Origin of the sequence: Streptomyces cucumeris (assembly GCF_024295805.1) — a bacterium.
Taxonomy (GTDB): domain Bacteria; phylum Actinomycetota; class Actinomycetes; order Streptomycetales; family Streptomycetaceae; genus Streptomyces; species Streptomyces cucumeris.
In genome coordinates this window covers 53,496-66,902 of record NZ_JANCLX010000038.1, presented here as the reverse complement: position 1 = coordinate 66,902, position 13,407 = coordinate 53,496, and the positions used below count along the sequence as shown (strand labels likewise).

The 13,407-nt window shown below is 69.7% G+C and carries 12 protein-coding genes; 5 read left to right on the top strand and 7 right to left on the bottom strand.

Annotated elements, in window-relative coordinates:
• Positions 1–3: 3 nt before the first annotated feature.
• Both NMK44_RS35845 and NMK44_RS35840 read left to right on the top strand, forming a co-directional pair.
• Positions 4–942 (top strand): VOC family protein, encoded by a 939-nt coding sequence (locus tag NMK44_RS35845; protein ID WP_254751121.1) that lies wholly within the window; start codon positions 4–6, stop codon positions 940–942.
• Positions 943–959: 17 nt separating this feature from the next.
• Positions 960–1,931, top strand: coding sequence for a fumarylacetoacetate hydrolase family protein (locus NMK44_RS35840; RefSeq protein WP_254751119.1), 972 nt, complete (start codon positions 960–962; stop codon positions 1,929–1,931).
• A gap of 80 nt (positions 1,932–2,011) precedes the next feature.
• Here the strand turns inward: NMK44_RS35840 and NMK44_RS35835 are convergent, their stop codons facing one another.
• Positions 2,012–3,457 (bottom strand): MDR family MFS transporter, encoded by a 1,446-nt coding sequence (locus NMK44_RS35835; RefSeq protein WP_254751117.1) that lies wholly within the window; start codon positions 3,455–3,457, stop codon positions 2,012–2,014.
• A gap of 55 nt (positions 3,458–3,512) precedes the next feature.
• Here NMK44_RS35835 and NMK44_RS35830 point away from each other — a divergent pair, with 55 nt between their 5' ends.
• Positions 3,513–4,049, top strand: a complete 537-nt coding sequence (locus tag NMK44_RS35830) for a PadR family transcriptional regulator (RefSeq protein WP_254751115.1) — start codon at positions 3,513–3,515, stop codon at positions 4,047–4,049.
• Positions 4,050–4,117: 68 nt separating this feature from the next.
• Entirely contained in the window at positions 4,118–4,444 is a 327-nt protein-coding gene (locus tag NMK44_RS35825) for a hypothetical protein (RefSeq protein WP_254751113.1), read from the top strand.
• A 94-nt stretch (positions 4,445–4,538) separates the two neighbouring features.
• Here the strand turns inward: NMK44_RS35825 and NMK44_RS35820 are convergent, their stop codons facing one another.
• The 4 genes from NMK44_RS35820 to NMK44_RS35805 all read right to left on the bottom strand — a co-directional run bounded on the left by NMK44_RS35820 (position 4,539) and on the right by NMK44_RS35805 (position 10,215).
• Complete coding sequence (locus tag NMK44_RS35820; RefSeq protein ID WP_254751111.1) at positions 4,539–4,733, bottom strand: hypothetical protein; 195 nt, start codon at positions 4,731–4,733, stop codon at positions 4,539–4,541.
• Between the two features lie 194 nt (positions 4,734–4,927).
• On the bottom strand, positions 4,928–5,128 hold the full coding sequence (locus NMK44_RS35815; protein WP_254751109.1) for a type II toxin-antitoxin system VapB family antitoxin: 201 nt from the start codon (positions 5,126–5,128) through the stop codon (positions 4,928–4,930).
• 83 nt (positions 5,129–5,211) lie between these two features.
• Positions 5,212–9,567 (bottom strand): hypothetical protein, encoded by a 4,356-nt coding sequence (locus NMK44_RS35810; protein WP_254751107.1) that lies wholly within the window; start codon positions 9,565–9,567, stop codon positions 5,212–5,214.
• Between the two features lie 276 nt (positions 9,568–9,843).
• Positions 9,844–10,215 carry a DUF6415 family natural product biosynthesis protein gene (locus tag NMK44_RS35805; protein ID WP_254751105.1) on the bottom strand — a complete coding sequence of 124 codons (372 nt, stop codon included), beginning with the start codon at positions 10,213–10,215 and terminating at the stop codon, positions 9,844–9,846.
• Positions 10,216–10,418: 203 nt separating this feature from the next.
• Here NMK44_RS35805 and NMK44_RS35800 point away from each other — a divergent pair, with 203 nt between their 5' ends.
• Positions 10,419–11,702: an NsdA family TPR-like regulatory protein gene (locus NMK44_RS35800; RefSeq protein WP_254751103.1), complete on the top strand. Its 1,284-nt coding sequence runs from the start codon at positions 10,419–10,421 to the stop codon at positions 11,700–11,702.
• On the opposite strand, the gene NMK44_RS35795 is transcribed toward NMK44_RS35800, so the two are convergent.
• The gene (locus NMK44_RS35795) at positions 11,683–12,342 is read right to left on the bottom strand and encodes an HAD family hydrolase (RefSeq protein ID WP_254751101.1); all 660 of its coding nucleotides are present in this window, start codon (positions 12,340–12,342) and stop codon (positions 11,683–11,685) included. The two genes, NMK44_RS35800 and NMK44_RS35795, sit on opposite strands and share 20 nt — an antisense overlap.
• A 545-nt stretch (positions 12,343–12,887) precedes the next feature.
• Positions 12,888–13,337, bottom strand: a complete 450-nt coding sequence (locus NMK44_RS35790; RefSeq protein ID WP_254751099.1) for an SRPBCC family protein — start codon at positions 13,335–13,337, stop codon at positions 12,888–12,890.
• Positions 13,338–13,407 lie beyond the last annotated feature (70 nt).

The window sequence follows — 13,407 nt, the reverse complement described above, 5'->3', positions numbered from 1 at the left end:
ACCATGAGCGCACGTCCGCTCACCCATCTGCGGCACGTCGATCTCGCCGTGCCCGACTACGACAAGCAGCTCGACTTCTACGCCGGTGTGTGGGGCCTGACCAAGGTCGCCGAGGACTCCGGTATCTCCTTCCTCGCCGCCGAGGGGTCCCCCGAGAAATACGTCGTACGGCTGCGCAAGGCCGATGAGAAGCGGCTCGACCTGGTCTCCTACGGCGCGGCTTCGGCGGCCGATGTGGACGGCCTCGCCGAGCGACTCCTCGCCGGGGGCGTGGAGCTGATCTCTCAGCCGGGCAAGGTCGACACACCCGGCGGCGGCTACGGCTTCCGCTGTTTCGACGTCGACGGCCGCACGATCGAGGTCCTGGCCGACGTGGAGGTACGGCAGCACCGCAGGATCGAGGAGAAGGAGGCGATCCCGGTCAAGCTCTCGCACGTCGTCCTCAACTCACCCGATCTGAACCGCACCCGGGAGTGGTACGAGCGCCACCTGGGCTTCCGCCTCTCCGACACGCTCAGGCACCCGAGGATGGGCGAGGCGATGCACTTCATGCGGATCAGCAACCGGCACCACTCCATGGCCATCGCCCAGGGCCCGCACACCGCCCTCCACCACATCTCCTTCGAGATGCGTGGCCTCGACGAGTACATGCGCGGCTCCGGCCGGGTGATCCGGGCGGGCTTCCGCAAGGTGTGGGGACCGGGACGGCATCTCGCGGGCGACAACACGTTCACGTACTTCCTGGACCCGCAGGGCAACACGGTCGAGTACACGACGGAGCTGGAGGTCCTGGACGAGGACACCTGGCATCCGCACGTGTACGACTTCTCCCGGCCCGAGGTCACCGACCAGTGGGGCACGGCCAACGCCATGAACGAGCTGGTGGCCCAGGAGTCGTTCAATGACGTCGACCGCGGCTGTTTCGTCGCCCCGCCGGTCTGATCTCCCGGGAGCCGTACATGCGCTTCGTCAGCTATGAACACCGGCACCGACGCCGGGTCGCCGTCATGGCGGGGGACGGCACACTCTCCCCGGTCCCCGGGAACCGCTCGCTCACGGAGCTGATCCGCTCCGGCGACGGACTGGACACGCTGCTCGATGTGGGCGCCGCCGCCCTTGGCATCCCGCCGGGGCCCCATGTGTCCGAGGTGCGGCTGCTCCCGCCGATCGAGCCACCCACCGTCCGGGACTTCGTCACCTTCGAGGAGCATGTCGAAGGTGTGCGGCGGTCCGTGGACGGCGTGGGCGGCGTGCCCGAAGCCTGGTACGACGCACCGACCTTCTACTTCACCAATCCGTACGCGGTCATCGGCGCCCACGACGAGGTGCCGGTGCCACCTGGGTCGAACGTGCTCGACTTCGAGCTGGAGGTGGCCGCCGTCATCGGCAGGGAAGGGCGGGATCTCACACCTGAGCGGGCGCGGGACCACATCATCGGCTACACGGTCTTCAACGACTGGTCCGCCCGCGATCTGCAGTCCCGCGAGATGCAGGTCCACCTCGGCCCGTGCAAGGGCAAGGACACGGCCGCCACTCTCGGTCCGTGTCTGGTCACCGCCGATGAGCTGGAGCCGTACCGGGACGCCGACGGTTTTCTGCGGCTGGCCCTGACCGCCTCGGTGAACGGCCACGTCGTCGGTGAGGACCTGTTGTCCAACATGAGCTGGACCTTCGAGGAGATGACCGCCTACGCCTCGCGGGGCACGGTGGTCCGGCCGGGCGATGTGCTCGGCTCGGGCACCTGCGGCAACGGCGGCTGTCTGGCGGAGTTGTGGGGTGTGCGGGGAGAGCAGTCACCGCCGCCGCTTGGGCCCGGTGACACCGTCACCCTCACCGTCGAGGGCATCGGCACCGTGTCCAACACCGTGGTCAAGGGTGCCGATCCGATGCCGCTGCCGCCCGCCCGCCGCCGCACCCGCGAGCGGCCGTGACCGACCCGCATCCCCGCAGGCTCCTCGGCCAGGTCGTCGGGTCCCCCCCGTACGGGCTGCCCCCGGTGACGCGGGGTGGCTCACGCCATCGCGCTCAGCGAGGCCGCCGGGGTCGAGGGCTGCTCGGGGTCGCGGCGGGGACGGGGCAGGAACGCCACCGCGAGGAGGGTCGCGGCCGCGCCGAGGGTGGAGAGCCACGGCAGCGCGCTGGCGGTGGCGGCGGCCTGTGCCTGGTGCAGACCGTGGTCGAGGTTGCCGGTGAGGGTGTCGGCGTAGACGGTGCCCGCGATGGCCAGGGCCACGGAGCCGCCGATCTGGCGGAAGAAGGTGATGTTGGAGCTGGCGGTGCCGACGTGTGCAGGGTCCACGGAGGTTTGGACGATGATGTTCAGCCCGGAGAGCATGGGCCCGATGCCGAGGCCGATCAGGAGCATCCAGAGCGCCATCGTCCACGACGAGGTGTCCAGCGTGAGCCCGGTGAACAGCAGTGAGCCCGCCGCGGACAGGACGGCTCCGCCGAGCAGCCAGGGCTTGTAGCGGCCGGAGGCGCCGATCAGGGCGCCCGCGAGCAGGCTGCCCACGACCATGGCGATCATGAGCGGGTAGAGGCGCAGTCCGCTGGAGCTGGCGCTGTGGCCGAGTGCCTCCTGGAAGAACCGGGGCAGGAAGACCACGGACGAGAAGAGGGAGAACGCCGAGAAGAACGAGGCGATGTTGGCCAGGGTGTAGGTCCGGTTGCGGAACAGGCCCATCGGCATGATCGGCTGGGCGGCCCGGTTCTCGATCATTACGAACGGCACCAGGAGGACGGCCGCGAGCAGGATGGGGCCGATGACCTGGGCGTCGGTCCAGGTGTGGTCGTCGATGCCCTTCATCGTCAGGCCGATGAGGAGCGAGCTGATCCCGAGCGTCAGCACGCCGATCCCCGCGTAGTCGGGGCGCCCGGTGCCGGAGACGCGACTTCCGGCGGGCAGGTACCGCCAGACGATGGCCAGGACGGCGGCGCCTATGGGCAGGTTGACCAGGAAGACCCAGTGCCAGCTTGCGTGGTCGGTGAACAGGCCGCCCAGGTAGGGGCCGATCACATAGCTCAGCGCCATGACGCCGCCGACCGCGCCCTGTGCCTGGCCGCGCCGCTCGGCCGGGACGGTGTCGACCAGCAGCGCCAGGGACAGGGGCAACAGGGCGCCGGCGCCCAGTCCTTGGAGGGCGCGGAAAGCGATCAGCTGGCTCATGTCCTGCGACAGGGCGCACAGCCCGCTGCCGAGCAGGAACACGACGATGCCCGTGAGCAGCATGGGCTTGCGTCCGTAGAGGTCCGAGAGGCGGCCGTACAGCGGGACGGTGACGGTGGAGGTGAGCAGGTAGGCCGTCACGGTCCAGGTGTAGAGGTCCTCGCCGCCCAGGTCCTGGGTGATCCGGGGCAGGGCGGTGCCGACGATCGTCTGGTCGAGCATTGCCAGGAACATGCCACCGAGCACGGCGACCAGGAGGAGCCCGCTGTGGGGCCGGGAGTCTCGTTTCATGTGAAAGAAACTACATGTAAATCCTTACACGTCAACCCAGAGGTATTCTGTGACCATGTCTCTGCGGATCGCCCTGCTCGGAATGCTCGCCTCTCGCGGCCCCTCGTCCGGGTATGAACTGGCCAAACGGTTCGAAGCCTCGATCAACCACATCTGGCAGGCCAAGCACAGCCAGATCTATCCCGAGCTGGCCAAGATGGCGCAGAGCGGCGCCGTCACCGTGGAGGACGCCGGTGGCGGACGGGGCCGCAAGGTCTACACCGTCACCGAAGCGGGCCGGGACGAGATCGTCCAGTGGGTCACCGGCGAGGACCCGTACCGCAGCGCCCGCAACGAGACCGCCCTGCGCGGGTTCCTCGTCCCCCTCCTCCCGCCCGACCAGGCGGCGGCCGTGATGCGTGACGAGGCGGAGCGGCACGCCGAGAAGCTGGCCAAACTGGAGCAGATCAAAGCGGAGGTGGACGCCCGCACCGGGCCGGATGACCCCGTCTTCGGGGCCTACGCGCTGGACCTGGGCATCCGCACCACCATCGTGCTGCAGCAGTGGGCCAACGACACCGCTGACGACCTGGAGCGGCGCGGCCGCTCCTGAGCACTCCTCGCGCTTCGCACGTCCACAAATCGGTTTGCCCGAGTGGCGCGATCGGTCAAGCTGGGACCATGCCTCGCAGAATCATGTTCGTCCAGCTCAAGACGGGCCATGGCACGGACCGCGGACCCTCGTGGATCGGCTGGGTGGATTTCTCCAAGACCTGGAAGACGGCCTACCTCCACGGGAGGACCCTGCGGCGTGCCACGGGTCTCGGCTTGTCCGACGCGAACTTCTACGACGTGGAAACCGATGAGGAGTTCTGGGTCTCCGGACCGAAACGCGACCGGAGCGACACTCGGTACGGGCCCGGGGGGCCGCGGGTGGAGGATGACGCCGCGGACGCCTACCGGGCGTTCCTCCGAGGGGCGCCACTTCCCGGCCGGGAACACGGCTAGTACCGCGGTCGCGGCCGCGGCATCCACGGGCCGATTCCGCGGGGCTGACCCCGGATCAGGCCGCGGGATCACGCTGCGGGATCAGGCCGTGAGATCAGGTCGTGCCCACGTAGCCGTCGCGGCCGACGTGCTCGTCCAGCTCCGACTGCCAGCCCTCGGGCGGCGGTGTATACGGCGATGTCGTTCCGCAGCTCGTGCACGCCCACCTGCCACCGACACCATCGACCTGGCTCTCGCAACCGGTGCAGGTGTACGTCCGGTAGTACAGGTCGGTCCCTGTCGGCGCCACCCCCGACGCCCCACAGTTGTTGCATGACCAACTACCGTCAGGCCCTTGGATGACGGACGCCCCACAGTTGGCGCAATTCATCGTGACGCCTCCCCTCGACGCTGCCCTCGCAAGGAGATCTTACCGGCGAAGGGCCGATCCCCGGCGGTGGAGACGGACAGCCGGGGGGCGTTGCCCGGCCCGCCCACGGCCGGTCAGCCCTGCGGATCCTGTGGTCTGGCGTCGGATTCGCGCAGACTCCGGTCCCTGAGCTCGGTGCGCGCCTCCGTGCGGTGGCCCCGGGCGATGTAGTCCCGGACCACCGCTTCGACGGCGTCCTGAGGCGATCCCACTCCGGACAGGACCATGACCTCCACCACGAGTTCGGCATCGAGACTGATGTTGACCTTGGCCATGGAGCTCCCCGTTCGTCGCGTCCTGGCCGGACTCTAGCCGCTCGATGTGCCCGTGGCCCGTGCTTCCTCCGCGGGCGTGGACGTCAGGGGCGGGGGTGCCCGAGCGGTGTGCGGGACACGTGGTGGAGGAGTGCGGCGGGAGTGGTCGGGGAGCCGGGCACGGGCCAGTGGGGGTCCTGACCGGCCAGGGCGGCGAAGAGACGCTGCCATGCGTCGTGGTCCGTGCCCAGGAGCTTGTCGGCCAGGGCGGCCAGTTCGTCGGTGGCCTCCTGGACGGCGGCTCGGAGGGCGGCGGGGGGTTCCTGGCGGACGGAGGCTTCGGCGAGGTAGTGGAGCATACGGTTGGCCAGGGCACCACCGTGGACGAGCTCCTTGCCGGAGAGCAGCCCCTGTTCGAGCAGGGCGTCGAGGACGGCGGCCCACTCCCCGCGCTGGAGCGACAGGTTCGGGATGTTCCCGATGGCCGCACGGGCCCAGTCGGGGCCGCGGTCGGTCAGGCTGCGGTCGATGAAGCAGGACCAGTACTCGAACGCCGTCGGCGCGAGCTCGTCCGGAGCGTCCGGCAGCCGGGCGATCGTGCCCCACACCCGTGAGCGGAACGGCTCCTGTCGGTGTGCCCGGATCAGGACGTCCCAGTCGCGGATGTAGGGGAGGTCCAGGACTTCGGTGTGTTCGTACTCCCCGCAGGCACGGAGCTTGGCGATGAGGCGGTCCGTGCTCAGTTCCTTGTCGAGGCGGGCGGTGAGGACGGCGTCCGCGTCGGCCGTGGCCAGTGCCTTGGTGACGACCTTGGCGGCGCCCGCGCTGAGCAGGCCCCGGTCGACCAGCGAGCGGAGACGGTCGGGGCCACCGTGGCGGAGGGTGTTGCGCGCCGCCATGAGGTGGTCCGCGAGCGGAACACGCTTGCCGAACGAAGTGAGCGCGTGCTCCACGATGTCGGGGTCGGCCGCTTCGACCAGAACGCGGAGGTTCTTCGCCCGTTGCTTGTCGAAGTAGTGCTTCGCGAGGAGCCGTTCGCGGAGCTCGGGGGCGAGCGGGAGGAGGTCCTCCGGCCCCTCGGGCGTGCGGCCCTGGGGGCGCTGGGAGAGGATGATCCGGCGGATCTCGACGGTCGAGCGGCTGTTGGTGACCGTCCCGTAGAGCGTCGCGTTGATCGTGGGGTCGTCGACGGCCAGGAGTCGCAGCTGCAGCTCCCGGCTGCGGGAGTTCTGTGCCAGAACGAGCAGCGCGGCGTGCTCGCCGTGGCCGAAGAGATGGTCCAGGAGGGTGTCGGGCACGTGGCGGGTCGCGCACGCGCGCTCGGTGAGGGTGGTCGTGGCACGCGCGTCCAGCCGCGGCAGTACGGTCGCGAGAGCGTCCGTGCCCGCGTGGAGCAGCAGTCCGGCACCCGCCGGGGTGAGCACCGTGGGCACGGTGTCCGTGCCGCCGTGCTCGAGCAGTTCGGCGAAGGGCCGCTCGGCCCATGCGCCGTCCATCGCACCGAGCGCGCGCAACCACCGCTCGGGTTCGGTGCCGAGCCGGTCGGCGACCAGCCGGCGCGCGGCGCGCACGGCTGCGGAGGCCGGTACGTCACGGATGAACCAGGCCTTCGGGAACGGGGACATCTCGCGTGCGGGGGTCCGGGCGACCATCTCGCCGGGTGCGATGATCCCCTGTCGGCAGGCCGGCAGATCGTCCTTCCCGGCCCGTCCGGTCATCCGTTCCGCGAGCCGTTGACGAGTATCGGGCGAGGCGTGCCGGTCGCACGCCTCCACGAGCCAGTCGGGAGGGAGGAGTCCGGGGACGTCCGCCGTGGTGGTGGCGGTGAGCACGTCCAGCACGCCGGGGTCGGTGGGCAGTGGCGCGCCCGCCACGAGGGTGCGGAGCAGATGTGCGGAGGCGAGGGCCCCGCCCCGGTCCAGGAGGTGGTCCCGCTTCCGCTGTTCGGCATGGGTGAGTGCGGGCACGACGGGCGTGGCCGGTTCCGGTGTGTCGGCGGCGCGGGCGACCGCGTCGAGGCGAGCGAGCTCTTCGGCGTCGGGACGGGGACCGGCCACCTGCCCCGCCACGGTGATCAGTTCCGCGAGTGAGCCGACGAAGGTACCGACCAGATTGAGCGCGATGACCCATGCTTCGGTGTGACCGGCCAGGTGCTCGTCTACGAGGTCCACGGCATGCCGGTATGCCTGGACGACCCCCGCGTCGCGGTAGAGGTACGCGAGGGTTGCCGGGGCCGGCTGGGCGGTGTCGACGAGCCGCTCGGGCCCGAGCAGACCCTGCTCGACGGCGCCGAGGAACCAGCGGTGCAGGCCGGTGTCGTACGCGGTGGAGCGCAGATGGTTGACCGGCTCGGAGTCGATCTCGTTCGCGCGGGTGGTGAACGCCGTGCGGATGGCCTCGTCGACGTCCTCGTGGCGGAGGAGCTCCTCGACGGGCTCGGGTTCGAAGGTGTGCTCGTGGTGGGCGGCGATCAGGAGCGGGAAGTCGTACACGTAGGGCTCGTGCACGATCTCCCGCATCAACCGGCGGGTGGCGTTGCGGCCCCGCGGGGTGGCGTAGACCTGGGGCAGCGCCTCGGGGTCGTCGTAGGGCTCCAGCCCTTCCCGGAACCCCTCCAGACCGTTGGGCTGCTCCAGCGCCGCGGCTGCCTTGGCGAGAACCGGGGGCGGGCCGGCGGGGGCCAGTTCGAGGAGCCGGCGTACGGCGCCCGGGCCACCGCGTTCCCAGACCCGGACCACGGAGAAGTGGCGCGCCTCGTCGCTCACCCACGAGCCCCGGGGACCCCAGGAACGCAGGAGCAGCTCGGGGTCGTCGCTCATGATCAGCGGGCTGCCGCGGAACCGGTCCGTGGTGGCGAGGAGTTCGGTGCGCAACTCCGGGTCGAGGGGGACGGGCTCGGTGCGTCCCGGGGTGCGGGGCGCACCGGAGGCGATCGCACGGCGCAGGGACAGGGTGGCCTTCTGATTGCGGTACACGGCGGCGTTGACCGTCGGCTCGTCACCCTCGGTCAGCCGGCGCAGATCGCCCGCGGTGAGGGCGACGTTACCGCCGATGGCGGCGCGTACGCGGGCTGCGGACGCGGCGAGCGCGGTGTCGAGGACGTGTGCCGGGAGCGGGCCCTTGCCGAGCAGGGCGTGCAGCAGCTCATCGGGCAGGTGCGGGAGCAGCTCGCGCAGATCGTCGGGTTCGGCGGCGTACAGCAGGAACCGGTACGGCTTGGTCAGCGCCGGTGGTGTGACCGAGGACGCGGGCTCGGGGACCGTACCGTCGGCGATACCGGCCAACAGGTCGGCGAGGGTGCCCTTGTAGCGGGACAGGGCGGTGCGCAGGGTGGCCCAGCGCCGGGGGTCGCTGCCGAGCCGCTGGTGGAGGAGGACGCGCAGGGGTGTGGTGACACCGAGCTCGAGCAGGGCCCGGACCGCTGTGTGCGCGGGGGCGACGGTTTCGAGCACGTGTGCGCTGATGTCCGTGTGGTCGCCCGACGGGCCCAGACCCGCGGCGAACCGGAGGAGTTCGGGGTGTCCGGGTGTGCCGACGGCGGCACGCAGTACGGCCGGACTGGGCGGTGCCACCTCGGCGACGACGCCCGGATGGGTGCGGTACAGGTCGGTGAGCAACCGCTCGGGACAGCCGGGATGGACGGCGAGCACACGGACGGCGGAATCCGGCAGCGGCGCGCAGCGATGAGCCGTCACGATGGCGTCCCAGTCGACGGTACGGCGCCATGCCGGTTCGGCTTCGCCCGCGCGGAGCCCGGCCACCATGCCCTCCGACCCCTCGGCGGCGGCTACCGCGGCGCGCAGCCCCTCACTGCCGGAGCCGCTGACGCTGTCGAGCGCGCCGCGTGCGATATCGGCGACGACGGGGTGCAGGGGAGCGGGGCCGGTCGTGGCTTCCAGCAGCGCTCGCAGCCGCTCGGGTCGCGGGAGCATCCCGCATACGGCGTGCAGTTGCTCGGCGGTGGTCAGCGCACGGCCACAGGTGACCAGGGCGTGTTCGGCCAGCTCGGGTATGTCGCTCACCACGGCCGCGGCCACGAAGTGGGGGAGTGCGGGTGCTTCCTGGGTGGTGGCGCGGATCCGGGCCAGCAGCGGGGCGAGTGCGGTGGGCTCGGTGTGCCGTCCGGGGGAGAGGATCAGACGGCGCATCCAAGGGCGGGCCTCGGCGTGTTCGTACACGCACTGGTCGACGACGGGGTCGGGGCGTTCGAGCAGCGCGGCCAGATCGTCGACGGTGAGCCCCTCGGCCCGGACCAGGGCTCGCCGTACGAGCACATCGGGGTCGGCGGCGGCCTTCGCCCGGGCCTCCGCGGTGAGCGGCACCCAGGTGAGGTAGCGGGGCTTGTCCTCGTCCAACCGGCGGCGTATCCGCCCGGCGTCACCGGGAGCGGACCCGGCCAGCAGCAGGGCGAGCAACTGTGCACCGGTCCGGTTGTAGCGGGTCACTGAGCCTGATGTCACCGATCGTGTTCCTTGCGTCCGTAGCCAGTCGTCTTGGCGCGATGGTCCGAGGGGAACACCTCACCACACAGTCCGGTCTTCCGGGGACGGTTGTGGTGCGCGGCCCGGCCCCGCTGGCGGCGGACGGTGCAGTGTCCGCCGCCCATCTGGGAATGGTGGTGACATCTGCGATCCGGCGAACGGGGCGCTGTCCGCCGCACAGCCACCACACCCGGGGGTGTGAGGGCGGGAGCCGTGAGCCGACCCACGGACATCAGCTCCCGCCCGGTCTTCACCTCACTGGTCGGGCTCCGGGGTGAGTCCGGAGTTCTCCAGGAGGAACTTGCAGGAGTAGCCCAGGCTGCGCACGTGGTCATCAGCGGACTGCAACCCCGAGCCGAGCCCCCGGGCCACCTTGTGCGGGATGGTGTTCAACCGGCACCGCAGGTCGTACCAATCCACCGTGCCCCGGTCCATCCGCTCAACCCGAGCCTCAGCCAGCGGTAACAGCGTCCGGATATGCCACCGGAGCGTCTGGTGCAGCTCCACCAGTTCGCTGTACGGAGGAAGCCCCGTCCGCATCACCAAGGCGCGATCGATCGCGGCCTTGACTCGGTCGATGTCCACATCGTCTTGCCGCTCACTCGCGTGCTGCAACGCCTCGCCCATGCCCTTCACTCCGCATGCTTGCCTGCTGTCTGGCCCTAGACATGGTGGAGTTGTAATGCGTCCCTTTGAAGGCCGCTCAAGGGACTCAAAAAGGACTTCTTAAGGACTTAACGCAGTGCTGGAGAAGTAAGGGGTCCCCAAAGCGGCCCTCCCTTGGCTACGGTGGCTGTGTCGGTCAGCGAGTCGAATGGTGAGGAAGCCCAGTGCCCAGGCCCGTAGGAAACGCGCGGCTGAAGTCCGCCCGGCAGGCGTCGGGATACGCGTCTCAGGAGGCGTTTGCCGAGGCGATCCGTAACGCCGCGCCACAACTTGGCATACGGTCATTGCAGATCAGCGTGCGTCAGGTGCGCCGCTGGGAGTCTGCGAGCCCTCCGTGGCCGCAGCCTGATGTCCAGCGAGTGCTGACGCACTTGCTGGGACAGTCCATGGAGGAGTTGGGCTTCACGGCGCCGTGGGGCAGGACGGACCCGGCTCGGCCGGATGTCGGTCGGCGCCCTGTTGCGGCGCCGGGGGCAGCCGGGATCGGACCTGCTCCCGGTCCTCTTCCCAGCACCAGTAGCCCGACTCAACCAGTGACCGTGGGCGCCGATTTTGCCACCATCACCGCCACTCACCGACGTCTGTACTGGTCCGTGCCACCTTCCCTGCTCCACGCGAGCGTGGTGGAACACACCCACCTCGGGACAGCTCTCATAGGTGAGACCACCGGCCGCTGCCGCGTCATCCTCGCAGCCGCGCTCGCCGAGTCGTATCTACTCGCCGGGCGAATCGACTTCTTCGATCTCCAACAGCCGCAGGCCGCGGGGAACGCATTCGTACGCGGCCTCCAGGCCGCAGGGGAAGCCGACGACGCACTACTGGGAGCGGCAATCCTCGCTCACACCGCGTTCATCCCAGGGTGGGCGGGCAACAAGGAAGACGCCGAGGAGCGGATGTCCGCTGCCCGCGCGTACGCCCGCAGGGGGAACGCCCCCGCGCTGATGATCGCGTGGCTCGACGCCGTCGAGGCCGAGTGCATGACGCGGTGCGGGGACACCCGCACGGCGCTGCGCCTGATAGCCCACGCCGAAGACGTGCTCACCGAAGGCGATACGGACGAGCCGTGCCCGGTATGGATGGACTGGTTCACCCCCGTCCGCCTCGCCGCCTTCAAGGGCAACACGCAGTTGATCGCCAAACACACAGCCCAGGCCCGAGCCACGCTGCTCGAAGTACTCGACAACCTGCCCGCCACCGACGGCAAACAGCGCACGATCATCCTCGGCGACCTGGCGGCCGTGGAAGCCGCAGCCGGTAAGCCCGAAGAAGCCTGCCGATGGGTCAACGAAGCCCTCGACCAGCTAGGCGCCACCTGGTACGCCGCTGGCATGGACCGGATCCGCGACGTGCGGAAGCGGCTCCATGCCTGGCGCAACGAGCCGTACGTCCGCGATCTCGATGACCGGATGTACGGCTGGGGAACGACCGTCAGCGCTCTTCAACGCTGACCCCGGCGATCAGCCCCGGCAACTCGGCGAGGCTGTGCACGCGGAACGTCGGCACCGCGACGGCGTCCGGTTCATCCCACTGGATCGTGGCCCACGGCCCACGCCGGATCAGCGCTGTCTTCATGCCCACCTTGTCCGCGGGGCGGATGTCGTTGTCCATCCGGTCACCCACGTAAAGGATCTCCTCGGCAGAGCAGGGTGCCACGTCCGCCACATGCGAGAAGAACGCCGGATCGGGCTTGGACACGCCCCAGTCATCGGACGTTGCGACGAAGTCAGACGGGAGGTCGAGCGAGCGCAGAATGCCCCCTGCCCGTACGGTCTGGTTGCCCGCTATGCCCACCCACAGCCCGGCATCCCGCAGCGCTGCCAGCGTCGGTCGGACATCGGCGTACAGATCACTGTCGTCGAAGTGCTCAGGCTGGCCGGCCTGAGCCCGCTTCTCCCGCTCCTCGTACAGATCAAACCCGGGCCGGAAGACCTGGAACGTCTCGCGGTAGTCCCGCCCCTGAGCGATCACGGCACCGAACATCGCTACAAAGGTGTGCCGGGGTACCCCCAGCCAGTCCGCCCACGTGCCGTACTCGCGCGTCTCATCGACCAGGCACTCACCGACATCGAACACCACAGCTCGGATCATGGGAGCAGGCTAGGCCAAGGAGCGCGCGCGTTGCCCATTCGGAGACGGAGCCGAAGAGAGGCAGCGGCGCGGATACCTGCTCACGTTGTGTTTCCCCACCACGACCGTGATCAACGACGAGGGCGAGGTTTCACCATCTACCGTGCACGAGCTCCTGACTCCGACCATCGTGCCTCGAGGACTTGTGAGGAATGCCGATGGTCGCTCACCCTTTCGGGCGGCGATCCGACCGCTGAGGATCGCGGCCGTGAGACCCGGCCAGGACCGGGAGCACGAATGGCATGAGGATGCCTCCGGCAGATCCGCTGAACAGTCACGCCATGGGAAGGTTCGAGTGGGCGAGCAGGGCGAGCAGATCAAGCACGCGCCGAGAACCAACGCACGGCCAGCGCGGCATGAGCGCGTAGCCACCAGATCACGTCGGCTGCTCCGTGGCGCGGGCGGACGAGGACAGCGCCGACTCGGGCTTGACCGGCAGCGTCTCCTGGGCGATCCGCCTTGATGCTCGGGCGGGTCCTGGCGGAACGCGCGTTGCGGTGTTGGCCTCACCGGGGCGGATGGGGCTGCTCGGCGTAACGGACCAGCCCTTCCGCCATGCCCTGCATGAACTTCTGGAGGTAGCGCGGCATGACCCAGCGCCACAGCCAACTCGTCTCGTACTCCCCGTACCAGTGGATGACCGTGCCTGAGCTCGCTGTCGGGCTCAGCTCGATGCGCGCGCGGTAATGGTGCATCGACGGGATGAACGCGTCTTCGTAGGCCAGGAGGCGTTGTTCGACCTTCTCGGTCAGCCGCTCACCGGTGACGGTGCGTCCGGTCCGGAAGGCCCGGATGGCGCCGACGCCATCGTCGCCGCCGGGGTCGAGGCCGAACGACCGTGTCATGTCCAGACTGTCCACCTTGGACCACAGCGGCCAGCTCGCGGCGTCGACCAGCAGCTTCCAGACGGTTTCCGGTGAGGCACTGGTGGTCACCGTGACGTCGTATGTGTGCATGGCAGGGGGCTCCTATGAGTGGTGTGGTCATCCGTCGAGGAAGCGCAGGAGCCCGGCGGTGACGCATCAC

What these genes read in the sequence shown, in the direction of transcription:
- NMK44_RS35845 (WP_254751121.1), top strand. Translation starts at nt 4, where the DNA reads ATGAGCGCACGTCCGCTCACCCATCTGCGGCACGTCGATCTCGCCGTG.
- NMK44_RS35840 (WP_254751119.1), top strand. Translation starts at nt 960, where the DNA reads ATGCGCTTCGTCAGCTATGAACACCGGCACCGACGCCGGGTCGCCGTC.
- NMK44_RS35835 (WP_254751117.1), bottom strand. Translation starts at nt 3,457, where the DNA reads ATGAAACGAGACTCCCGGCCCCACAGCGGGCTCCTCCTGGTCGCCGTG.
- NMK44_RS35830 (WP_254751115.1), top strand. Translation starts at nt 3,513, where the DNA reads ATGTCTCTGCGGATCGCCCTGCTCGGAATGCTCGCCTCTCGCGGCCCC.
- NMK44_RS35825 (WP_254751113.1), top strand. Translation starts at nt 4,118, where the DNA reads ATGCCTCGCAGAATCATGTTCGTCCAGCTCAAGACGGGCCATGGCACG.
- NMK44_RS35815 (WP_254751109.1), bottom strand. Translation starts at nt 5,128, where the DNA reads ATGGCCAAGGTCAACATCAGTCTCGATGCCGAACTCGTGGTGGAGGTC.
- NMK44_RS35805 (WP_254751105.1), bottom strand. Translation starts at nt 10,215, where the DNA reads ATGGGCGAGGCGTTGCAGCACGCGAGTGAGCGGCAAGACGATGTGGAC.
- NMK44_RS35795 (WP_254751101.1), bottom strand. Translation starts at nt 12,342, where the DNA reads ATGATCCGAGCTGTGGTGTTCGATGTCGGTGAGTGCCTGGTCGATGAG.
- NMK44_RS35790 (WP_254751099.1), bottom strand. Translation starts at nt 13,337, where the DNA reads ATGCACACATACGACGTCACGGTGACCACCAGTGCCTCACCGGAAACC.